This window comes from Clostridium sp. OM05-5BH (assembly GCF_003481505.1).
Lineage (GTDB): Bacteria > Bacillota > Clostridia > Lachnospirales > Lachnospiraceae > Otoolea > Otoolea fessa.
This window is the reverse complement of sequence record NZ_QULJ01000001.1, coordinates 136312-160200: the sequence shown is the minus strand read 5'-3', so window position 1 is coordinate 160200 and position 23889 is coordinate 136312. Positions and strand designations below refer to the sequence as shown.

General features: G+C 42.4%; 20 protein-coding genes. 3 read left to right on the top strand and 17 right to left on the bottom strand.

What is annotated here, in order from left to right; translation table 11 throughout:
- Positions 1-81: 81 nt before the first annotated feature.
- The 5 genes from fabG to DXB70_RS00710 all read right to left on the bottom strand — a co-directional run bounded on the left by fabG (position 82) and on the right by DXB70_RS00710 (position 4056).
- Positions 82-822, bottom strand: coding sequence for a 3-oxoacyl-[acyl-carrier-protein] reductase (fabG, locus tag DXB70_RS00730; RefSeq protein ID WP_118471598.1), 741 nt, complete (start codon positions 820-822; stop codon positions 82-84).
- The gene (gene fabD, locus DXB70_RS00725; protein WP_118672498.1) at positions 816-1748 is read right to left on the bottom strand and encodes an ACP S-malonyltransferase; all 933 of its coding nucleotides are present in this window, start codon (positions 1746-1748) and stop codon (positions 816-818) included. Before fabD ends, fabG begins: the two co-directional genes overlap by 7 nt.
- Before the next feature lie 17 nt (positions 1749-1765).
- The gene (fabK, locus tag DXB70_RS00720; protein ID WP_022360534.1) at positions 1766-2692 is read right to left on the bottom strand and encodes an enoyl-[acyl-carrier-protein] reductase FabK; all 927 of its coding nucleotides are present in this window, start codon (positions 2690-2692) and stop codon (positions 1766-1768) included.
- Positions 2692-2925 (bottom strand): acyl carrier protein, encoded by a 234-nt coding sequence (gene acpP / locus DXB70_RS00715; RefSeq protein WP_022360533.1) that lies wholly within the window; start codon positions 2923-2925, stop codon positions 2692-2694. Before acpP ends, fabK begins: the two co-directional genes overlap by 1 nt.
- Positions 2926-3093: 168 nt before the next feature.
- Positions 3094-4056: a beta-ketoacyl-ACP synthase III gene (locus tag DXB70_RS00710; protein ID WP_118672497.1), complete on the bottom strand. Its 963-nt coding sequence runs from the start codon at positions 4054-4056 to the stop codon at positions 3094-3096.
- Positions 4057-4500: 444 nt separating this feature from the next.
- Here DXB70_RS00710 and DXB70_RS00705 point away from each other — a divergent pair, with 444 nt between their 5' ends.
- Genes DXB70_RS00705 through DXB70_RS00695 form a run of 3 tightly spaced genes read left to right on the top strand, consistent with a single transcriptional unit; the run spans position 4501 to position 8913 of the window.
- Positions 4501-5196: a response regulator transcription factor gene (locus DXB70_RS00705; RefSeq protein WP_022360531.1), complete on the top strand. Its 696-nt coding sequence runs from the start codon at positions 4501-4503 to the stop codon at positions 5194-5196.
- Between the two features lie 45 nt (positions 5197-5241).
- Positions 5242-7785 (top strand): HAMP domain-containing sensor histidine kinase, encoded by a 2544-nt coding sequence (locus DXB70_RS00700; RefSeq protein ID WP_118471600.1) that lies wholly within the window; start codon positions 5242-5244, stop codon positions 7783-7785.
- A gap of 27 nt (positions 7786-7812) precedes the next feature.
- Positions 7813-8913, top strand: coding sequence for an alginate O-acetyltransferase (locus DXB70_RS00695; protein WP_118672496.1), 1101 nt, complete (start codon positions 7813-7815; stop codon positions 8911-8913).
- 534 nt (positions 8914-9447) lie between these two features.
- On the opposite strand, the gene glf is transcribed toward DXB70_RS00695, so the two are convergent.
- The 12 genes from glf to DXB70_RS00635 form a co-directional block, all read right to left on the bottom strand.
- Positions 9448-10560, bottom strand: a complete 1113-nt coding sequence (glf, locus tag DXB70_RS00690; protein ID WP_118672495.1) for a UDP-galactopyranose mutase — start codon at positions 10558-10560, stop codon at positions 9448-9450.
- 265 nt (positions 10561-10825) lie between these two features.
- Positions 10826-11593 (bottom strand): hypothetical protein, encoded by a 768-nt coding sequence (locus DXB70_RS00685; RefSeq protein WP_107000858.1) that lies wholly within the window; start codon positions 11591-11593, stop codon positions 10826-10828.
- Positions 11593-12561, bottom strand: coding sequence for a MarR family transcriptional regulator (locus DXB70_RS00680; RefSeq protein ID WP_233430220.1), 969 nt, complete (start codon positions 12559-12561; stop codon positions 11593-11595). The genes DXB70_RS00685 and DXB70_RS00680 overlap by 1 nt, the downstream gene beginning before the upstream one ends.
- A gap of 138 nt (positions 12562-12699) precedes the next feature.
- Complete coding sequence (locus DXB70_RS00675) at positions 12700-13902, bottom strand: hypothetical protein (RefSeq protein ID WP_107000860.1); 1203 nt, start codon at positions 13900-13902, stop codon at positions 12700-12702.
- Between the two features lie 7 nt (positions 13903-13909).
- Complete coding sequence (locus DXB70_RS00670; RefSeq protein WP_118293319.1) at positions 13910-15223, bottom strand: glycosyltransferase family 4 protein; 1314 nt, start codon at positions 15221-15223, stop codon at positions 13910-13912.
- A gap of 17 nt (positions 15224-15240) precedes the next feature.
- Positions 15241-16224, bottom strand: a complete 984-nt coding sequence (locus DXB70_RS00665; protein ID WP_107000862.1) for a glycosyltransferase family 2 protein — start codon at positions 16222-16224, stop codon at positions 15241-15243.
- A gap of 8 nt (positions 16225-16232) precedes the next feature.
- On the bottom strand, positions 16233-17822 hold the full coding sequence (locus tag DXB70_RS00660) for a hypothetical protein (protein WP_107000863.1): 1590 nt from the start codon (positions 17820-17822) through the stop codon (positions 16233-16235).
- A 31-nt stretch (positions 17823-17853) separates the two neighbouring features.
- The gene (locus DXB70_RS00655) at positions 17854-18768 is read right to left on the bottom strand and encodes a sugar phosphate nucleotidyltransferase (RefSeq protein WP_118672494.1); all 915 of its coding nucleotides are present in this window, start codon (positions 18766-18768) and stop codon (positions 17854-17856) included.
- Positions 18769-19076: 308 nt separating this feature from the next.
- Positions 19077-19640, bottom strand: coding sequence for an HAD-IB family phosphatase (locus DXB70_RS00650; protein WP_118672493.1), 564 nt, complete (start codon positions 19638-19640; stop codon positions 19077-19079).
- Between the two features lie 5 nt (positions 19641-19645).
- A complete protein-coding gene (locus DXB70_RS00645; RefSeq protein WP_118672600.1) occupies positions 19646-20485 on the bottom strand; it encodes a decaprenyl-phosphate phosphoribosyltransferase in 840 nt (279 codons plus the stop codon).
- A gap of 171 nt (positions 20486-20656) precedes the next feature.
- The gene (locus DXB70_RS00640; RefSeq protein ID WP_118672492.1) at positions 20657-21766 is read right to left on the bottom strand and encodes an acyltransferase family protein; all 1110 of its coding nucleotides are present in this window, start codon (positions 21764-21766) and stop codon (positions 20657-20659) included.
- 262 nt (positions 21767-22028) lie between these two features.
- Positions 22029-23756 (bottom strand): hypothetical protein, encoded by a 1728-nt coding sequence (locus DXB70_RS00635; protein WP_147354030.1) that lies wholly within the window; start codon positions 23754-23756, stop codon positions 22029-22031.
- Positions 23757-23889: the final 133 nt, after the last annotated feature.

Genomic DNA, 23889 nt, shown 5'->3' with positions numbered 1-23889 from the left:
AAATCGGCAAAATCCGCTGCCACTACGTTATCGTACGCCACTTTCGGTTCCAAAAGTGCCTATCTGTAAAGCACCTTTTCCCTACATCGCCATACCGCCGTCCACGCACAGAACCTGTCCTGTGATGTAAGCTGCGCGGTCAGAAGCCAGAAATACGGCTGCCTGCGCTACATCCTCGGTCGTACCGAAACGTTTTAACGGAATCTGCTCGCCCATCGCCTTCTTCACATCGTCCGGAAGAACGGCGGTCATTTCCGTATCAATAAATCCCGGTGCAATCGCGTTGACCGTGATACCACGGCTTCCAATCTCCCTTGCCACGGATTTGGTCAGTCCGATCACGCCCGCCTTGGACGCACAGTAATTTGCCTGTCCCGCATTTCCCATCACGCCGGAAACAGAGGAAATATTGATGATGCGTCCGCCCTTCTGCTTTAACATCTGGCGGGATACGTGCTTAATGCAGTTAAATGCGCCCTTTAAGTTCGTATCGATGACGGCATCAAACTCTTCCTCACTCATCTTCATCAGAAGATTGTCACGGGTAATGCCCGCGTTGTTGACTAAAATATCAATTCTCTTATAGCGGCTGATAATGTCCTTTAAGAACACCTCCGCCGCGCTGTAATCCGAAACATTGCACTGAACGGCTTCCGCCTGTCCGCCCGCCTCGGTAATTTCCTTTACGACATCCTCTGCTTTTGCCGCAGAGCCATTATAATTGACGATCACCACAGCGCCCTCTTTCGCCATCGAAATAGCGATCTGACGGCCAATGCCGCGGCTGGCACCTGTCACAACTGCTACTTTTCCATTTAACATCCAAGCGCCTCCTTTACTTTGTCGATATCTTCCAGTTTCTCTATATTGAACGCCTTCGCGTTTTTGTCGATTTTACGCATGAAACCAGTCAGGGTCTTACCCGGTCCGATCTCAATAAATGTATCCACACCGTCTGCTAACATCTTCCGGATCGTCTGCTCCCAGCGGACGGAGGAAGAAACCTGCTTCATCAGAAGCGGCTTTACATCGGCTGCATCGGTCACATAATCTGCCGTCACATTCGCAATATACGGAATCTCCGGTGTATGAATCTCAACGGTATCAAGTACCTTTCCAAGCTTCTCGCCAGCTCCCACTAACATCTTGGAATGGAACGGTCCGCTTACCTTTAACGGAAGAACGCGTTTTGCGCCCGCTTCCTTCAATTTCTCTCCTGCCTCGGCAACCGCCTCTGTCTTACCAGAGATAACAATCTGTCCCGGGCAGTTATAGTTGGCAATCTGCACACCCTCGATCGGCGCGATCACCTCTTCGATCTTCTCTGCATCCATCGCCAGTACGGCAGACATGGCGCCCTGACCAACCGGGACTTCGCCCTGCATCAGGATACCCCTCTGCCGCACGGTACGGATGGCATCTTCGTCAGACATAACGCCTGCAGCTGCCATTGCAGGATATTCTCCCAGGCTCAGACCCGCAGCCACATCCGGGCGGATTCCGGTACGTTCCATGAATACACGCATCATCGCAAGGCTGGCGGTTACCATCGCCGGCTGCGTATACTCCGTGATATTCAGACGGTCCGTCTGCTCTGGATCAAAGCAAAGATCGGTCATTGAAAATCCAAGGATCTCACTTGCTTTCTCAAACATCCCGCGTCCCGTTTCCGTTTCCTGATAAAAATCCTGTCCCATGCCAGTGGTCTGTGCGCCCTGACCCGGAAAAATAAATGCAATTTTGCTCATAGCGTTACACTCACTCTCTACTTTCTGCCCAAAAGCGCCTCCGCCTGGGCCATCATTTCTTCAATCATTTCCTTGCAGGTCTGCTCTTTTTTCACCATACCTGCAATCTGACCAGCCATGACAGTTCCGTTGTCCACGTCGCCTTCCATGACTGCTTTCCGAAGTGTACCAAGAGTTAAATACTCCAGTTCTTCAAAGGGGCGTCCCTCTTTTTCTAACTTCAGATACTCTCTCGTCATCTTATTTCTAAGACAGCGGATCGGATGTCCGTGACTCATGCCGGTTACGGTTGAATCAATATCCTTTGCCTTGATGACTCTGTCCTTGTAAGCCTGGCTTACGATGGATTCCTTAGATACGACGAAGCGGGTTCCCATCTGGACCGCCTCTGCGCCCAGCATAAATGCCGCCGCAATCCCGCGTCCATCTGCGATACCTCCGGCTGCAATCACCGGAATCGAAACCGCATCAACCACCTGCGGAACGAGCGTCATCGTCGTCGCCTCGCCGATGTGTCCGCCGGACTCCATGCCTTCTGCAACGACTGCATCTGCGCCGCTCTTCTCCATCAGACGTGCCTGTGCAACCGAAGCGACAACCGGAATTACCTTAATGCCGGCTTCCTTCCACATGCCCATGTATTTGCCTGGAATACCGGCGCCGGTCGTTACGACCTTGATGCCTTCTTCCACAACTACCTTTGCCACGTCATCCGCATACGGGCTCATCAACATGACATTGACACCAAACGGCTTCTTTGTCAGCTCTCTCGCCTTGCGGATCTCCTCGCGGACAACCTCACCTGGTGCATTGGCGCCGCCAATTAAGCCCAGACCGCCAGCTTCAGAAACGGCTGCTGCCAGATGATGTTCTGCCACCCATGCCATGCCGCCCTGAATAATCGGGTATTCAATCCCCAACATTTCTGTGATCTTTGTTTTCATTATGCCTCTACACCTTTTTCTTTTAAGTAGTTCATAACATCGCCTACCGTTGCCAGGTTCTGCAGATCCTCTGCCGGGATCTCTACGGAGTACTCATCCTCCAGAGCCATAACTAATTCAAACAGATCCAGGGAATCAGCGCCCAGATCATCCTTGAAAGAGGAAGCCTCGGTAATGGAATCTGCGTCTACGCTCAGCTGCTCTGCAATAATTTCTTTCATTTTCTCTAACATCGTTTCAATCTCCTTTTTAAATGAATTTTCTTTTTGTGACCGCAAAAATGCAATCACTGTTCTTATATTTTATCAAAAAATAGAATAATGTACATTAGTTTTGCTATATATTTTTTGCTTCTCCAGGCACCTACCAGTTGCTGTTCACGCATACGTGCCCAGTAACACCTACCAGGTCATCAATGCCGCGCCCCAGGTAAGACCCGCGCCAAAACCTGCCATCACCAGCGTATCGCCGCGTTTTAATCGTCCGTCCCGGTGCATTTCATCCAGGAGAATCGGAATAGAAGCCGCCGATGTATTGCCGTAGCGCTCGATATTGACCGGAATCTTATCCATCGGAACCTTCAGACGACGGGACGCCGCTTCCAGAATCCGGATATTCGCCTGATGCAGCAGATAATGCTGTACCGCCTCGCGGTCCGTTCCGGTCTCCTCCAGAATCGCATTCACAATCTCCGGTACTTTCTTAACCGCAAACTTGAACACCTCCTGACCGTCCATCTGCATAAAACCAAGCTCCGGTCTGCCGCCCGTCAGGCAGTTTTCAAGACTTCTCGCCTGGCAGTACAGAACGTCGTTCTTCGTTCCATCGCTGCCGACCAGCGTCTTCACCACACCCGTCTCGTCCGCCCGAACAACCGCCGCGCCCGCGCCATCGCCAAATAGGATGCAGGAACTGCGGTCCGTCCAGTCTAACACCTTGCTCAGCGTCTCCGCTCCGATGATCAGCGCCGTCTTATAGATGCCCGCCTGAATAAATCCCTGCACAATATGTAAGGCGTAAATAAATCCGGAACATGCCGCCGTGATGTCAAACGCCACCGCATGTTTCGCCCCGATGGCTCCCTGTACATCCGCCGCCGCACTCGGGAACGCCCGATCCGGGGAAGACGTCGCCACGATCACGATCTCAATCTCCTCCGGAGAAATGCCCGCGTCCGCGATCGTGCGCTTCGCCGCCTCTGTCGCCAACGCCGAGGTTCCCTCGCTCGTCGAGATATGTCTGGCTCCAATACCCGTCCGTTCCCGGATCCAGGCATCATTTGTATCAAGAAATTTCGTCAAATCCTGATTCGTCACAACCTGCTCCGGCGCATACGCGCCGATTCCAATGATTCTAGCTGTCATTTTCTCGTTTAACTCCGCTTCTTCTATAAAAGATAGTTTTAATTTCAAATGGTTTGATATTCAAATTAATTTAGAGTGTAGCGGAGAATCTGGGGTTTGTCAAGGATAACTTGTAAATGAACGGCAGGATTCTGGTGAGAAGACGCAACCCGGACAGAGAAGAGCCGCCCCCAATCTTCCGGAAAACGCTCTCGCTCTTGCACTCGCTGCAGCGGACACTAAGCTCGAAAAAACCTCGCTAAGTGCCGGCGCGAGTGATGTTTCCTACAGATTGGGGGCGGCTCTTCTCCTGAAATACGCATCACTTGAAATACATAAAAATTAGGATACCGCGGTTTCCTTTTTCGTTGTATAATTATAAGACATAGGTATCTTTATTGTATCTATACAGAAATTTGTATACTATATTATCTATATATTACCCTATTAAAAGGAGGAGTTGCTATGCAGAGTATTCTTGTATGTGACGATGACAAACAGATCGTGGAAGCGATTGACATATACTTAACCGGTGAGGGATTTGAGGTTATCAAGGCATATGACGGCGCGGAGGCACTGGAACTTTTAAAAACGCACACCGTGAATTTGATGATTCTGGACGTTATGATGCCAGGGTTAGATGGCATCCGGACGACGCTGAAGGTGCGTGAAACCAGCAGCATCCCGATCATTATTCTTTCCGCGAAGTCTGAGGATGCGGACAAGATTCTGGGCTTAAATATCGGGGCAGATGATTATATCACGAAGCCGTTTAACCCACTGGAACTGGTCGCCCGCGTGAAATCTCAGCTCCGCCGCTACACGCAGCTGGGAAATATGAACAATCAGATGGGCAACCACGTATTCAAATGCGGCGGCTTGCAGATCAACGATGAAAATAAGGAAGTAACCGTGGACGGCGAACTCATCAAGCTGACACCGATCGAGTACAACATCCTGCTTCTGCTCGTTAAAAACGCCGGAAAAGTCTTCTCCATCGACCAGATCTACGAGGCGATCTGGAATGAGGAGGCGATCGGCGCGGACAATACAGTTGCGGTTCATATCCGCCATATCCGCGAAAAGATCGAAATTAACCCGAGGGAGCCGCGCTATCTGAAGGTTGTCTGGGGTGTTGGATATAAAATTGAGAAGCAGTAAAAATGTGAATCATCCATCTAACAGAAGTTAGGAGTTGCAAAATTTATGACAAAACTCTCACATATTCCGATGCAGATCCAGAAATGGATCGCCAGCCTCGCGCATCTGTTTTTCCTGATTCTGGGACTCATCGGTATCAGCCTCATGTATATCAATGGAAATTTCGGGCTGGGGCTGACCGGCATTGGCTCGGTTCCTTATGAGGACACCGCGGAATTTAACACACAATTTAATAACGATCTGAACGATATCTTCCTATATATGGAATATCAGGACGTCTTCGGTGCCGACAGCTCGATCGACCTCTCGCGCCGGATGCTCAAAATGACCTTTGGACCAAGCGAGACCGAAAATTTCTCCCTGTCCTCCCTGATTTCCTATCTGGAATCCATGGGGTACCAGCTCGACGACGACTTTAACTGCCAGAAGGTTTCTGAACCGGCAGACGGCGTCAAGAGCCGCGAAGGCTACGTCGAATGGTCGGTTCAAGAGCCGCAGCGGATCTACAGCTACCGTTCTGCCAGCCGGAAGCGCAGCACATTGGAGGATGCGGCGGTCGAGATCATGGACACACTGCATCGTTATTACACAGTGTATAACCGTTTCGTCGCCAATCCATCCAACCTGCATTTTAAAATCCAGTACACGGAGCCAGATTCGGATCAGAGCGAAACAACCCAGTTTACAAACACCGATTCCCTGACACCGGAAAATGTCAAGGAATACGGGCGCTACGCGTACCTGCCGGGCAATTCCGTTTTCTACGACACCAACATGAAAGCGATCCCGCTCAGCAGCATTTCCGCACTGGCATCCAATAACCCGTACACCGGCAGCGACTATTATCTGCTGATCGGAATCGATACAAATTATCCAGTCACTGACCTTTACGCGCGCACGCATACCGCATACCTGCACCGGCAGCACCTGTATCTGACCGGATTTGCACTGACAATCTTTGCAACGATCGGACTGCTTTTAAGCTTCCTGTTTCTGTTCCGGGTGTCCGGCTACCAGAGTTACCGCAGCTTCGACGTGACGCTGCACGGCTTCGACAAGAGCGGCACTGAAACCGGCATCGTCTTTTTTGCCGCCATGACCGCGATCGCCCTGGTTGTAAGCGACCTGATTCTCATCCGCATCCTGCATCTGGTCATTCCATCGCAGTATTGGTACTTCTCCGATCACAGCCTGCAGGCGCTGGTCCTGTATCTGGGCGGACTGCTGCTCTTTTTCAGCCTCCTGCGCCGCTACCGCGCCGGTACCCTGTGGACCTCCAGCCTGATCTGCCGGATTCAGAAGAAAATGTTGATCCTCAAAACACGGCAGAACTTCCGCAGCCGCCTAGGCATCGGATTTGTTCTCTATCTTGCAATCAACACAGCGCTTATCAGCCTTGCCTGGTATTTCTGGGACCGCGTGTATGCAAATTTATACGTTGTTTACCTGCTGACAGGTCTGACTGTGCTGGTATTTCTGCTGTTTAACCTGTGGATCTTTTACATACTGTTCCGGCAGGCAAGCGAACAGGAATCCATCCGCGATGCCGTCCGCCAGCTCTCCGCCGGGGAGACCAGCTATCAGCTTGATCTCGATGAATTTGACGGTCCGGAGCTCACGCTGGCAGAGGGACTCAACAACATCAGTTCCGGTCTTGAAACCGCCCTTCAGGAGAAAATGAAGAGCGAACGCCTCAAAACCAACCTGATTACCAACGTTTCACACGACATCAAAACGCCGCTGACCTCGATTATAAATTATGTAAACCTAATGAAACGGGAACATATTGAAGATGCGCGGATCAACGCCTATCTTGATGTGCTCGACCAGAAATCACAGCGTCTCAAAACACTGATTGAAGACCTCGTCGAGGCATCCAAGGCAAGCTCCGGCAATGTGAAGCTTGAATTTACCGACATTGACCTCGTCCAGATGGCATTTCAGACCAACGGCGAATTTGAAGAAAAACTGGATGCCAGACATCTGCAGCTCATCATCAATGCCCCGCGGGAACCGCTGATGATCCGCGCCGATGGACGCCGCCTGTGGCGCGTACTTGAAAACCTGTACAACAATGTCTGCAAATATGCGATGGAGGGCAGCCGCGTCTACGTAGACCTCGCCCGCGTTCCCGGAAATCCAGAAACCGGTACTGCTGGCCAGGCAGTCTTCACCATCAAAAATATATCTGCCAATCCGCTCAACATCCGTGCCGACGAGCTGACCGAACGTTTCGTGCGCGGCGACGTCGCCCGCACCACCGAGGGAAGCGGGCTGGGACTATCGATCGCCAAAGATCTGACGGAATTGCAGAACGGGCAGTTTAGTTTGTATATCGATGGGGATCTGTTTAAGGCGCAGGTAACGTTTGATTTGGTGGAGAAAACGACGGAGAAGGCGGTGGAGGACGCAGAAATAATAGAAGAAACCGATGCTTCCGAAGCGGCTGAAAAGCCGAAAAAGGACGATGAACTGAAAAAAACAAATATACCGGAAGAAGCTACTATTCAAAAAGAGGTAAACGGCGAATCTTCCGAAAATGCTATCAATGAAACCATAAACACTACGGAAAATTCAAGAAATGAATAAAAATTTATGAATTGAGGACTTTATCCTATGAAACGCACTCATATCATGATCGCAGTCTTCTTCGCCTGCATCCTCTCCCCCAACCTGCTGTTTCCTATCCTGAAAACCACAGCCGATGAGGGCACCGGCGAAAACCGCAGTCTGGCGGCATTTCCAACTCTGTCGCTGGAAACCATCGATACCTTTCCATCCGGTGTTGAGGACTGGATCAACGACCACGCGGCGTTCCGCAACCGCTTCTTAAGCCTGAACGCCCGCTTAAACCTCTCCTTATTCCAGTTCGGAGACTCGCAGGACGTCATCACCGGAAAAGATGGCTGGTACTTTTACACGCTCGGAAGCTCTGTCGAGGACTTCCTCGGCACCAACCGTTTTTCCGCCGGGGAACTTCGTATGCTGGCCGAAAAACTCCAGACCGTTCACGATGCCTGGGAAAAACAGGGAACTGAATTTATCTTCCTGTGTGCGCCCAACAAAGAAGGTGTATACAGCGAATTCCTCCCGGATGGCTTCACCGCACCGGACGGACCTACCCGCCGCAGTGAACTGCTCGATTATCTGGAAATACACACAAATGTCCCAGTTGTCAATCCATACCCGGAGCTCAAAAACCGCCGGGACTATCAGTGGTATTTCAAAACCGACACCCATTGGAACGATGCTGCCGGATTTCTCGTCTCCGGGCAGATCATCGATGCCGCTGGCGGCACCTCCACGCCGATCGAGGACGTCACTGTCACCTATGAGCCACGCGATCCGGGCGATCTGGCGAACCTGTTCCACATGCCAGAATCCATGTGCGACGATACCAAAGCAGATGTATCCGGGTATCGAAACAACGTAACCATCCACTACGACAGCGCCTCCGACAATGGCAACATCGCCCACATCTCAGCAGACCAGGCGCCCGACCCGCGACGCATCACGATCTACCGTGACTCCTTCGGAACCGCCCTGTTAGCAGGACTGCCGAAATACTTCGCGCATACCGATTTCTATCACTGGCAGGCATTCGAGCCGGAATTTTTGAACGAAAATAAGCCGGATGTACTGGTGTATGAGGTGGTGGAACGGGATTTGGGGAGAATGATGGAGGATTTGGAGAAATTGATGCCAACGCAAAAATAATATGTGCATTTTTTTATTTAAACAGTGCAAAAAACTTTCGAATTTAAAAGAAATGTGATACAATCAATCTATGGATGCCACCATAACACGGTAGGCGGCTTGGTCCTCTTTCAGAGGGCTGCGTACCCTCTGATTACATAGATACCTGCAAGGGAATCTACCTGAGAGGAGGGATGCCATATGGAAATCATTGGAATTGTACTAGCGATTTTGAGTTTCGGCGCAACTTGCTTCAAAGCCGGATATTCACTTGGCAAAGATGTAGAAAAAAGCGCAAAAAATAGCCGCCCATCCTGACACGATTGCGGCTATTTTCTTGTCTTAATCACTAGGGAACCAAACCGTCTATCGGTGGCATCCTTTATATATAATATAACATTATAATCCGTAAGATTCAAGCGAAATTACAATTTTTTAGCAATTTAAAAATTTGCAATTTTCATTTCACCATTTTATCTGAATCAGCAGATAGCTTCCCATCCATTTCATGATTCCGAAACCATCCGCCGATCCGGATAAAAATCAAAAATTCTCCTACAGCTTCTTCTTCACCAGCTCCAACGCCGAAGCAATCACCGCATCCATATCATAATACTTATACTCGCCCAGACGGCCGCCAAAGATTACCTTCTCTTCCTTCTTGGCCAGCTCTTTGTACTTCTCATACAGAGCACCATTCTTCGCATCATTGACCGGATAGTACGGCTCATCGCCTAACTTCCACTCCGAACTGTACTCACGGCTGATGACCGTCTTCGGCAGATCATTGCCATCGGCATCCTTACCAAACTCAAACCATTTATGCTCGATAATACGCGTCCACGGAGTCTCCGCATCTGTATAGTTCACTGCCGCATTGCCCTGGAAATTCGGGATATCTAGCACTTCAGTATCAAAGCGCACAGAACGATACTCCAGAACGCCCAACGAATACTCAAAATACGCATCGATCGCGCCGGTGTAAACTACTTTCTTTGCCATCGCATCCCAATCAGCCTTATTCTCAAAATAATCCTCTTCCAGGCGAACCTCGATGCCGTCCAGCATATTGGCAACCATCTTCGTATAGCCGCCCACCGGGATTCCCTGATACAGGGCGTTGAAATAGTTGTTGTCAAAGATCAGACGAACCGGAAGACGCTTGATGATGAAGGATGGAAGATCCTTGCACTCTCTTCCCCACTGCTTCTGTGTATAGCCCTTGATCAGCTTCTCATAAATATCCGTGCCAACCAGGCTGATCGCCTGCTCCTCCAAATTCTTCGGCTCCGTGATGCCTGCTGCCTTGCGCTGTTCCTCGATCTTCGCCGCTGCCTCCTGCGGAGTCACGACCCCCCACATCTTGTTGAACGTATACATATTGAACGGCAGGGAATACAGCTCGCCGTGGTAATTCGCCACCGGGGAGTTTGTAAAACGGTTAAACTCCGCGAACTGGTTCACATAACTCCAGACCTCTTTATTATTCGTATGGAAAATATGCGCGCCATACTTGTGAACCTGGATGCCCTCCATCGGCTCTGTATACACATTTCCTGCAATATTCGGGCGGCGGTCAATTACCAGAACCTTCTTGCCCGCTTTCTTCGCCTCATGGGCGAATACGGCACCGTAGAGACCGGCGCCTACTATTAAATAATCGTACATGTTGGTTTTCTCCTTGTCACGTGTTGTTATGCTTGTGGTTTATTTATAACATACAACGACAATTTAAACAAGAATATCCCGTCAGCTTCAAGCATTCCCCAAAACAAACTCTCAATTTGGACACAATACCTTATTAATACTCCATTAGGATACATGAGTCCTATGGAGTACAGACGTAGACTTGGATTGGCTGTTTAACCTGTCCAAGAAAATGTCCGCACCCTCCCCTCTCAGGGCGAGTCCAAAATCTTCAAGAACACTTTTACTATGTATTATCCTTCAACCCATAACACTGGTACAACATATCTGTCATTTTCTTCTTATCTGTTCCTCTTATACCCAAGGACTTTAAATCCACTGTTTCATCAGCTATTTCAGATAAGAACTTTTTCATATCCTCTGCTATTTCCGGACTGAGAACTTGCCTTGTATTGGCTGTGATTAACTGTGCTAATCGGAACACATCGTTTTTATGTTTCTTTATATTTTTGCTGTCAACCTGCTCCCCATTCAGCTTGCGTTCCTTTAAATCCAGCCACGCTTTCGCCTTAAATGGTATCAGACAAGTCGGACTTAATACCGGAATGCCATCAACCATCAATTGTCCGGTTTTTAGCAATTCATAATACGCTTCATTTAAAAGGATTGCCGACAAGCTGGAGATTTCATCGTCTATCGGAAGCGGTGTGAGAACTGCATCATCTTCCAATATAAGAAAATCCGGATTTCTGGAAAATATTTCTATCATATATGGATATTCTTTGCTTTTCGGAGATGTGAAACGATAAAACTGTGCATTTCCGGTACTTTTATTCAAATGCTCATATCCTGCTTCCTTGACATACTCCCAGAACTGCCTGCCGAACTCTGCTGTTATGGATTCGACAATCAATACAATATCTACATCTTTTGTAGCACGAAACGGTAATTCTTCATTTTCCATAATCAAATCACAAGCTGTCCCGCCGATGATAACATATTGATTTTCAAAACCCTGAAATCTTTCCTTAAATTTTGTAAATCCGCTGACCATTACTCCTTCAACCTTCTTTCTTGCAATTCATCTACTGCTTCTTCAATTCTCTCATCGTTTGTATCTCCAAAAGATAAAACAATGGAAATATCGTCAGCACTGTTATCCTCTGAAAATTGTTTCGGGTTGTATGCCCATAATTCAAGTCTTACCTGCTTATCTGGGTCTATCAATTCATCGGTCAGTAAAGTTTTATCATAATCCTTCTCACTGATTGCATAGGTAGCAACTCGGCTTGGATTTAGCATTGTTTTTTCAGAAAGTGCCGTTCCCCCTGCAAAAACCATATTTTCTGTAACTTGCGTCTTATCTATATATCCTGCTTTGCGGACAGGTGTTGTCAAATATACTTTTGCTTTTTCAAATAATTCATCTCTGTTATATTTTGACTCAATAAACTTGTTGACACCGTCTTTTGCTACAAGAAACAAATCCGTCGCTTCCAACTGCTTTACTGCTCTGGTCAAGGTCATTGCTGTAAATGGAAGTACTTTTCCGGCTTCTGAAATATACAATCGTTTTTTCTTACTATACAGATAAAACAAAAACAACTGCTGTGTTGAGCAAACAAACTTATCTGTCAGCTTTTGGGGTTCTTTCTCATCAGAAAGCATTGTCCCAATGAAAGGAAGAAAGACCTGCTTATCAGTAATAAACGGTATATTATTTTCTATAAGGCTTTTTCTTCGATAATTAGATACCGACGCAAGTTCAAATACGACTGGTACATTATCAATCTGCTGTATTTTTGTAATCTGTTTTTTCAATGCCGGAAGTGTGGCAAGTTCTTCTGTCGGAGTAAGCATTATACAGCGTCTGTTTCCAATATATGCTGTGTGAAAATTATAACTCCCTGCAATATAAACAGGCAAAGAATCCTGATGATTCCATGCTTCATATTTTGTAGAAATCCCGAATACGCTTGTAAGCATATTTCCCATTCCCCTTTTTAACTCAATTTTTTTCATTTTAACTTAGCCAATGTTAAAAGTCAAGTTTTCGAGTTATTTTAAGTTTATTGCTAATTTCAATCCTCAAAAAAAATCAACTAGGAGCAGCAAATTTTAAATATTTCCAAATGTAAATTTTTTTCCTAACCACATTTGTTAAGAAAAAAGCCTACCTTCACTCTCCTTCTCCCTTATCACACTCCCATACACCAAAATCATCCAAAACATCGGCTGCCGGTAATTCACCAAAAAGAAACTCTCCGCCAAAATCCCTGCCACCGCACACATCATCGCCGCATTCATATACCGCAGATTCCGGACCAGCCAGATAAGTAGGAAAACCGTCGGGATTATTCCATAGCAGAATAATACACTGAACAGGCAGCAATGAATCTCATTGATCTGGCTGGTCAGCGTGAAACGGTCAAATCCGCCCTCGCCTGCGCCGTATAACAGGTATTGTGGGTAAAGCACCAGCTTCTCCATGCCGCGATCCAGAAACAGTCCCAAAAGTCCGCCATGTGCAACTTTCCAGATCTTCTCCTGAATCCGGGTCAGCATATTGTAATCCACGGTCTTCACATCGAAATCCGCCGCTGGCCATATCCACCACAAAAACACGCCCAACAAAAGAAATCCACCACAGATTCCCACGATCCACACCTTCGACGGAACCTTTCTCCTGCATCCCTCCAGATAGAGTGCATGCGCTCCTGCCAGCAAGGTAAAAACCAGAAAGCCCAGCAGAATTCCCGTCGATTTCGATGCCGCCAGCACCGGTAAAGCCAGCAAGTAAAAAATAAGAAAGCTCCGATCGCCGAACCGACACCGGTACAGGTACAAAAGCAGCACCATCATAAATAAGAAAAACGCCAGCTGATTCGGATCATTAAACGTTCCCTGGTACCGCACCGCGCCCCAGTATTCATGAAAAATCCGTCCATGGCCCGATGCATATACCAGAAGCTGCAAAACGATATTTACCTTCACCACCCGGTTCATCCACAATAAAAACGTTTCATTCTCCTGATCCACCAGCTTCCGAAACGTCCATATCGCACAGGCATTATAAATCCAGAAAAACGTATACCGGAAAAACTCATTCCGCCCCAGCCGTATACCATAATATGCATTAATCCCTATCACAAACAGCAAAAACACATAGAAAAAACCATCTTCCCGAACCCGTCCGATTCGTTCCTTCTTTTTCAAGCATCCAGCCAGTAAAATAAAAAAAGAGAGCAGCAGACAAACATCCGCCGCTCCCATTCCTCCCGAAGGAAATAGATAAAACTGTTTCAAAAAAACAAACAATAAAAACAATACGCTGGCTGGCGCAAATACCATCTTCTCCTTCATGACTCCTTTATCCTCTCTCCGACTCTCTTCCCAGCAGTCTCTTGTAAATCTTCTCCATCTTTTCCCCCACTGCATCCAGGCCAAACAGACGGCTTCGCTTTCTGCACACCTCGCCCATCCGGTCCCATTCATCCATATGTTCCAGCATATACAAAAGTGCCCGCGCCCAGACTTCTTCATCCTGCATCTTCTCAATCATCATTCCGCCCGGACAGATTTTCTGGCTTCCATCCTCAGATAAAGTCCACTCCTCTCCCATCAGGTCCGTATTGCCCCGGATCTCCGAACAAACCACCGGCAGTCCGCTCGCCATCGCCTCCAGCATCGCACGCGGCAGTCCTTCCTGGAAAGACGGAAAAAGGAAGATATCCGAAGCACCAAAAATCTCCGCCATATCTTCCCTATAACCCAAAAATGATATATGATCCGCTATCCCAAGCTGCGCTGCCAGATCCTGCAAATACTCCTTCAATTCGCCATGTCCGCATAATAAAAGATGCAGCCGTTCATAGCTGCATCTCTCAACTCGCCTGCCTGTTCCAGCATCCTCCTGCTCATCTGCCGTTTCATTTCGTTCCAACGATAAAACTGACTCCTTTTCCGAATCCTTCAGCTTCGCCAGCATCCGAAACAGCACTTCCTGATTTTTCCTCGGAATCATCTCCCCGGACGTCAAAAGCACTACCCGTCCCGGCGGCACGCCCAGACTCTCTCTCTTCTTTTGACGTTCCTTTTCCCCCATTTTAAAAAAATTATCTTCCTCTATCCCCACACCCGGCACATAATCCACATACCTCGCATGGAATTTCCGTTTCGCAAGTTCATAATCCTCTCGGTTAATACAGATCTGCTGATCCGTATACCTCGATAAAAACTTTTCCATCGGATAATAAAACAGCCAGTTCTTCCACGACGCCCCTTTAAAAAAATGGAATCCATGCGCCGTATAAATCACCGGGCCAGTCCCCGTCGCATGGGCCGCCAGGCGCGCCATCACACCTCCCATCGGTGTGTGGCAGTGCACCAGCGAAAAATTTTCCCGGCGCATCAGCTCAACCATCTGACGGTACACCTGAAAATTCCGCTTATCAAACGGACTCCGTACAAAATCAATCTGGTGACAGATAATCCCGGTTCCATCCAGACGGTGATTATCCGTTCCATAGGACGGCGTATGAAAATTTGAGGCATAATGAACCTCGTATCCCATTTTCTGTAAAATATGGACATTGTTCATCTCAAACTGCGGGACAAAGCCGCTGACATGGGTAACCAGAAGAGCCTTCCTGCGCTGCTTTCCTTCCATTTCCTGTCTCTCCATTCAGGCACCCCCCAGACTTAATAGTGAACCTTCTTATGTGAATTAGAAGTATCTTTTACTTCTGTCCGTTCACTAATAATATATCTCGGCCGATGCTTGACTTCCATATAAATCTTTCCGATATATTCACCTAAAATCCCTAGACAAACCAGCTGCACTCCGCCAATCAAGCAAATAATACATGTCATGCTCGACCATCCGGCAACTACATTTCCCATGAAACGCATCACGATCGACCAAATAACTCCAAGAAAACTGAGTCCTGCAATCACCGTACCAAGCGCTGTAATAATTCGAATAGGTTTTATGCTCAAGCTCGTAATACCATCAAACGCAAGGCTCAACATTTTCGTTAATGGATAATGGCTTTCTCCTGCAATTCTTTCATGACGCTCATAATAAACACTTGTGCTCTTAAAGCCAACCAGCGGAAACATCCCACGCAAAAAAAGATTTACCTCCTTGAAATTAGCAAACTCCTTTAACACCCGACTTGAGACAAGGCGATAATCCGCATGATTATAGACAACCTCCGCACCCATCCAGTTTAAAAGTTTATAAAATCCTTCTGCTGTAAAACGTTTAAAAAATGTATCTGTATCACGTTTACTTCTGACGCCATAGACAATTTCACATCCCTGCTTATACTGCTCCACCATCTCGTCCATAGCATTAATATCATCCTGACCATCACAATCAATGGAAATTGTAATATCACATTTATCTTTCGCTTCCATCAAACCCGCAAGAACCGCATTTTGATGGCCTCGGTTACGGCTCTGAGAGATTCCTATAAAATGTTCATCTTGTTTTGCCAGATTGCAAATGATTTCCCATGTCTTATCCTTACTTCCATCATTCACAAAAAGGATACGGCTGCTGTTAGAAATCGTATTAGACTGAATCAAAGAAGTCAGCTTATCCAAAAACATCTTTGATGTAATTGGAAGAACTGTTTCCTCATTGTAACAAGGAATAATAATGTATAATATGGTATTCATTTTAAATTTTACCTTTCCGATCTTTTATATCGTTCTCTAAAAGTATTTAATCTTGATCTTATATATTGGAATCCATAGAGAGACAATATAATATATAGTGGAATATATGTGAATAAATATCTTGCACGTGCTTCGAAAATTAATTCAAACAGTGTCAGCCCTAAGATGCTTAACATAATCACACATACACGATTGTTTTTAGTTGCATGCCATGCAAACACATTTAAAAATATAATTGTCAACCATATCATCTGTTCAAAATTTGACCATAAAATATAGTATTTTCCGATGTCTCCATATTGTCCCGTATAATACAAACCACGCAAAAACTCACATATTGGTGTCGCTTTCGGAGGAAATACTTCCAAAAAGAATCCACCTTCTGCAGCCCAGCTAAATGTACCATTATAATAATTGGATAATATTTTTCGCGCAAATTGCTGCACCAAGCCTAGTACATGCATATTTTTAATACGATTAATTGCCACATACAAATCTGCTGCGTTTCTTTCTGCACAAGTTGAAAATGATGCAGAAAATTCAACATCCTTATCAGAAAAATTTCCCATATCAGCAGGATTCATACCCATCATAAAATAATGTGCAATTCCAAAAGACATGTTTTTATCAACCGGAAAATTCATCGCCGAAATTCCAACTTTAATTATACACAGCCCCATGAAAGCGCCAAAAATAGCAATCAAATCATTCAAGAAACTTTTTTTCAATTCTCTCTTTCCTGCAACGCAAAATGTTTCAACTAAAATAACTGCAATAAAAACGATAAATGTTTGAGGTTTTATTTTATATCCCACCGTTGAACAAAGACCTATGAAGAACCACACTAACATAGAATTCTTCTTTTTATTATGAATATAAAGATATAAAATCAACGTAGGAAATATCAATGCCATAGAATCCGAATACGGTATAGAAATCCATGGAGATATTCCAGCCAAAAGAACATAAACAACATACCCAAACAGCGAAATTTTTGTATCATCAAATAAATACTTAATTATATGAAATAATAAATAGCCTGTTACGGCATTTAAAAAACATTGAACTGTCAAAATAGCAAAATATTCATAATCATGGAATCCTATATTATGTGCCACAAATCGGATTATAGAGAAAATTTCTGCCAAAAACAGGTTATTAGGGTATCTTGAAAAATACCATTGATAATCATTTGCATTTTGATGGTGTATATATGAATTAGAAAAATTTATTAATTCGGAAGAATCCCACCCTGTATAAAAATAATAATTATACACACAAAAAAGGTTCAAAAAGAAAAACAGTATCGAAACGACTATCATAGTTTTTTTACTGTTTTTAAAGTTAAAACAATTTGCCACAGTATATACTACAGCAAAAAAAATCGTTCCCAAAAACATTAGCACCCATGGCGACAAAAAATTCGCACAAAGAGATTTATTTGCATATTCAATCTTAGGGAAAAAAACACAAATTAAAATTATTATCAAAAATACGGACAGATATATACCCTTTATAATGTTTTGAAATAACATCTTGTAATTCATTTCAGTAGCATTATTCTTTTTTAATAATTTCAACTTCTCAAAAAAATTCATAATCTAAACCTTCTTAATTTTTTATACATTACTACTCCCATAACTGCATCGGATATATGCCAGATTTCATCATAAATCGAAACTTCTCCTGTGCCGGTTCTATATCTTCCTTATATGTAATACCAATCCATCTATCCGATGTATTCAGGACTTTTACAGCCGCCAAATTCTTTTCCAGCAATTCCGCCACAATATTCGGGAGAAGATATTCTTTCTTCTCTGAATTTTCCCCTAATGTATCAAGGAATCTGGCAAATCCTTCATCTATATACCGCAAAAAATCCGGATATCCCGCCCACATATTCATAGATACCATTGTATCTGATGTAATCCATTTGCTGACTTCCGCATTATCGCACTGTATTTTTCCATCCACTATCTGAATTCCCGTTGTCTCAATCACTTTCTCCAGATATCCATTTGCATCTGCCACACAGACACCTCTGGTTACAGCTCCGTTCTCACTCAGCGTGTTCTTCAAAGAAAATCCAGCCATGGCAAGGTTCATCTTCTCTTTATTCTCATTCTCGGAAATCAAGAACTCATGAAGCTTCATAAATGCCTCTTTTCCGTAATAATCATCCGCATTGATAATCACAAATGGTTCCTTTACCACATCTTTACAAGCTAAAATCGCCTGACCGGTTCCCCATGGTTTCACTCTTCCTGCCGGAACCTCATAGCCTTCCGGCAGATCATCCAACTCCTGATACACATATTCCACCGGCATAAACCTGGATAAGCGATCTCCGATTATCTCTTTAAACTCCTGCTCAATCGCTTTCCGGATCACGAAAACAATCTTTGTAAATCCAGCTTCTTTCGCATCATAGATTGAAAAATCCATGATAATCTCTCCATTTGGAGCCATCTTTGCAAGCTGCTTAATGCCTGTTCCAAACCGTGAGCCGATACCAGCAGCCATAATAATAAGAGTCGCATCCATGTCTTTCTCCTCCATCACATATATAACATTATCTATCTGTTGCTTTATTTTATAATCCTATCCATCACTTTCATATGTACATATGATAAGGATAAAATAACTCCTATTGTAACTATAAATGAAAGTGTAAATGGTATATGCATAATTGAACATAGTGTCAATAAAAAACAGCCAATATTAGCTATTCCACAGTAAAAAGAGTTACGTAGCTAATTGGCCGGTCAGCAATAAAAGTTTAACTTAGGTATCTATTTTTGTAAAATCATTTACTTTCTACACTTTGAATTATACAGGAAGCTATTTATACATCAATTTATATACCAAATTTTCTTAGATGTTTTAGAGACAAGATAACTTTTTTTTGCAATTCTTGCCAACGGTTCATCTGAATATGAATCCGAATAGAACTCATCGATATTTTCATTAGGGAACCGCTTTTGAAAACGTACTACTTTTTCCTTTCCATAACAATTCTCCCCATAGTACTTCCCTGTTATTTTTTCAACTTTAGACGCAATCAAATATTTTATTCCTAGTCGTTTACAAATCTCTGTTAATAATATTTCCGGAGATGCCGATATAATTACATCATCAACCATCTTTTTTTCCATATACCATCTACAAATTTTATTTTCATTTTTATTCCAAAACATATCAATGTCGTAATCAATATCTGGTATCATTCTAAAAAAAACATAAAAACCTTCTTTCATCTCTGTCTTATTAATAAGTTTAAGTTTATATTTTATTATAGAAATAAGTTGTCGTGGCAAACACCTTAAAATTACCGGATGTTTTTTTATAGAATATAAATAAAAATCTATTGTACTATCTCCATCATAAATCGTTCTATCAAAATCATATACATTCATAATTTTCACACCACATATAATAATCCAAAAATAAATAATGCATATAGGATCAAAATCCCTATCAAAATTTTATCATGTAAAATCACCTCTACAGGATCTCCATCCGAATTTCCTTCCACATCTAGGCTATAACTCATTAACAAAATTATAAATATTGGAATAGTCCAACTAATTTGCGCATTTGGCATTTCATATGTCCATAACGCATAAAATACAATTGTTAATGCCACGCATACATACATATTTTTATCTAAAAAATCAACATTATAGTACTTTAAAACATCTCTAGTATCTGTTTGTTTTTTCATCTCATTGCGCCGTTTTCCAAGTCCCATATATAAACTTCCCGATGTAATTACCAAATAAAGCCATTTTGATATAGAGACACCCGTAATCATTCCCCCATAAAAAATCCGAATCACAAAACCTGCTGCTAATATTACAATATCAATAATAGGCTTATTCTTTAAGCCCATGCTATATGCAACGTTTAACCCCAAATATGATATAAGCAAAACAAACGAACGAAAGTTATCCAAATAAAATGATAGCACGCACGATACACCTATACATAAACTCATAATAACTATCGCTACTCTGGGTTTTATTTGCCCACTAGCCAATGGTCTATTTTTCTTAATAGGATGCTTTCTATCTTTCTCTATATCCTTCAAATCATTTAATATGTAAATTGCTGAAGAAATAAAAGAAAAACACCAAAAGCCAACCATCCCAGCTGTTAATTTGCTAAAATCAAAAAATACACCGCCAAAAAACATAGGAATAAAAATCAACAAATTTTTTATGTAGTGCTTTACGCGAAGTAGTTTTATATATTTTTTCAACACTTATTCTCTCCCTAAAACGTAATAATAAACAATTTTCTATATACATATTCCTCAATTATGAGAGTAAGGACCCAAATTAGAGAAATTTCAACTTTATAAACTCCATCATTATAAATAAATCAATAACAAATATTTCAATATGATGCATCCACCTTATAAAACCATCAATTAATTGTTTACAAAAAGTCCACTATATATGCGCTTTATTATTAATTTTGAATACATGAATGAGAGTGCTTCAGCAATAAGTATTGTAACGAGAAAATTTACGCCATAAGCTAATATCCATTTAAATAACCAATTATTTAAATTAACCATGCCTACCACATAATAATTAATTGAACTACCAATTCCTTGTGCAAAATAATAATAAATTGCATTTTTTCCAATATGCTCGATAAAATTTTTCTTTACGCTATATCGTCCTTCAAAATACTTAGCTAATACGATTGTAATCAAAGAAGCAAACCCGTATTTTATTGATGGTGGAAATTTTGCCGATTGTAAGTCATATAAAGGTAACCCTTGTAAATACGATGAAAACATCGTACCCAGTGCTAGTAAGGACAAAAGCATCAGCAATTGACGCACGTTCTTGGCTTTTCCCATTTTATTCATTCCCAGCATCCAAAAAAAACTGTAAAAGAGGAAATATTGAACATCTAAACCAAAAAAATATTGACCATATGATATCCAAATAAATACACCTATCAGTATCCACATATATGTTTTTTTATTCTCGGTCGTTCCAGCAAAGCCTTCTAGTATCGTCATAATTATTGCATTCACAAAAATCAAAACAAAGTAACATGGCAAAAACCATATTGAACCAGCTACAACGCAGAATCCTGGTATGCTAACATTAAACATATAATTTTGAAAAAGATCCTTAATATCAGATACTCCTTCAAAAGAAAACGGAAAAAAATGCGAAAAAAAACAAAACACCGATACCACTGAAACAAAAAATATCCATTTACACCATATGTCAAGTATACTTTTACAAGTTTTTTTTATATCACTTTTTTTATAACTTGATGCCCATCCAGATAAATAGAAGAAAAACGGGACATCTAACAACAAGGTTAGATTCCAGAACCATTCTGGTGTATAGCTTTGCCCTGCCCAAAAAGCTGTATGTATCGCAATGATTCCGATAGATGCGATTCCTCGCAAAAAATCTATATAATTATTACGCTCTGCTCTGCTCTGCTCTGCTCTGCTCTGCTCTGCTCTGCTCTGCTCTGCTCTGCTCTGCTCTGCTAAAAATTGTCTCATTTAACCTTACCTCTTTCAACCTCTCCATATATCCTTCCTCTATCCGACCTTTTTACTCATTTCTACACCTAAGAACATTTCTTCATGACCTTTTAATATATTTTTCTTTAATCGAATTACAGCCGACAAGCATCATAACTTATCGGCCGCATAAATATATTCTTTTATAAATTAATTAGACTTACTATTTGAACCTAATCCAAAACTTCTCAGCCCATACTTAAAAATATTTAGAATCATACTCTAAGTATCTTTTATATTCTTACAAGGTTTCTTTATAATTGATACGCCAGTTAAAAATTGTTGTTCCATCCTCCATATTTGAATCGACAATATAATTAATATTGGCATCCATCAAATTAAACAAATAACCTTGCATACATTCTCCTCCATTCAAATGAATTAATACTGGATTAACTTCGCTCAGCTTACTTAAATGATCCAATTCCAATCTAGATTTCTGAGAAATATTAATACGCTCAAAATTATAATAAGAAAAATTCACTAAGTTTAATATTAATAAAATAAGCACCATACATCCCAAAAAGAATTCTTTCCTGTTCTTTTTATATAATAATATCCCCGTGGCACACGTTGGAACAATAAATAGATGTGCAAAATATCTAGCCCATGCCAATCCTGGTACAAAAATAGTTTGTATAAAAGTCAAGGCTATTACAAAAAGTAAAATTTTCCAAATATCTTTTCTTTGTTTTTTCTTATAATCATGCACACACTCCAAAATCAATACACATAAACTAATCAGAAAAATACCACTGAATAAAAGTCCCCATCCACCTATTCGTAAATCAAACAAACTTCCTGTTTCTATTTCAGCCACATTAAATGCAAAGGGTAATTTTAAAGATGGTTTCAATTCTGAACCTGCACTGATATTAGCTGCATGCGAGAAAAGTGAACAAATGAACTGTAAAACATATGGCTTATTTGCATATGAATCTGGAAGCATTGAAGCAATGATTTCTATCTTATCTTTTCCCACCATTGTATATAGCAAATTCTTATGATAAATCAGATTACGAATATATGAAGTACTTCCTGTAAAGCAAATTGCACTTCCAACAGCAAGGACATAAAATAATGATGAATCAATAAAATTTTTTTTAACATCTCCATTTTTATTTACTAAATCGCTGATCAGCCAATAAAAATAAAATCCCGCACAATATACTCCCAAAAAAATAAGGCCTGAATATTTTATATTTAAGCCCAGATGAATTGCCATAAATATTGCTAACCAATCTTGTCGACATTTTTCTTTTCTTTTATGAACAGTAAGGTTTACTAATGATAGAATCGTTATATAAATTAGCATCTGCATCATTCCATCATTGTAATATGACTGGCTTTGTGGAAGTGTTATTGGATTTATTACTACTAAAACTGAAAATATAGGGCGAATATATTTATTAAATAACTGATACTCATTTAAACGCCCTAATAACATAAAACCGGCAGCAAGAACAATTAGCACATTCATGCATTTTCCCATTTCAATATTACCAGAAAATTTGTAAAATGCCGCACCAATAATCCAACTAGCCTTAGGATAATGATCATACCAAATTGGCCAAACATAATTATCCGGAATAATCCTCAATGTTAACGCTGCATCTTCAAAGCTTTGATATATAGGATTCCATCCATTTTTTAACAAACCAATTGTCGTCTTATGGTATGTATTTCCGTCATACGAAAAATCATACACATACGTAGAGTTTGCTGCGCATATAAAGATAATACTTATAACGATACTAAACAAAAAAATCCCTTGTCGCGCATCCATTCTTCCAATATAAACAGCTAACCAAACGGATACCATAAAGGAAATAGGAATAATAAATGCCTTAATAGGCACTCCTAAAATAAAAAAGAATGTCGACAACCAAACTATAGTTACTAAAAAAAGTAGAATAGAAAATCCCACTTCATAATAGAAATTAAAATTTCTATTTTTTAATCCCTCCATTTTGTGCTTTCCTTTCACTATCCTAGTATTTGCCTCAAGTATCAACATAATTAATAATCCTGAATTATTCATGGAGCAACTTCTAACCTAAAGATTGCACCACGAATCGAAAAAATAATCCCTGTAGCTATAA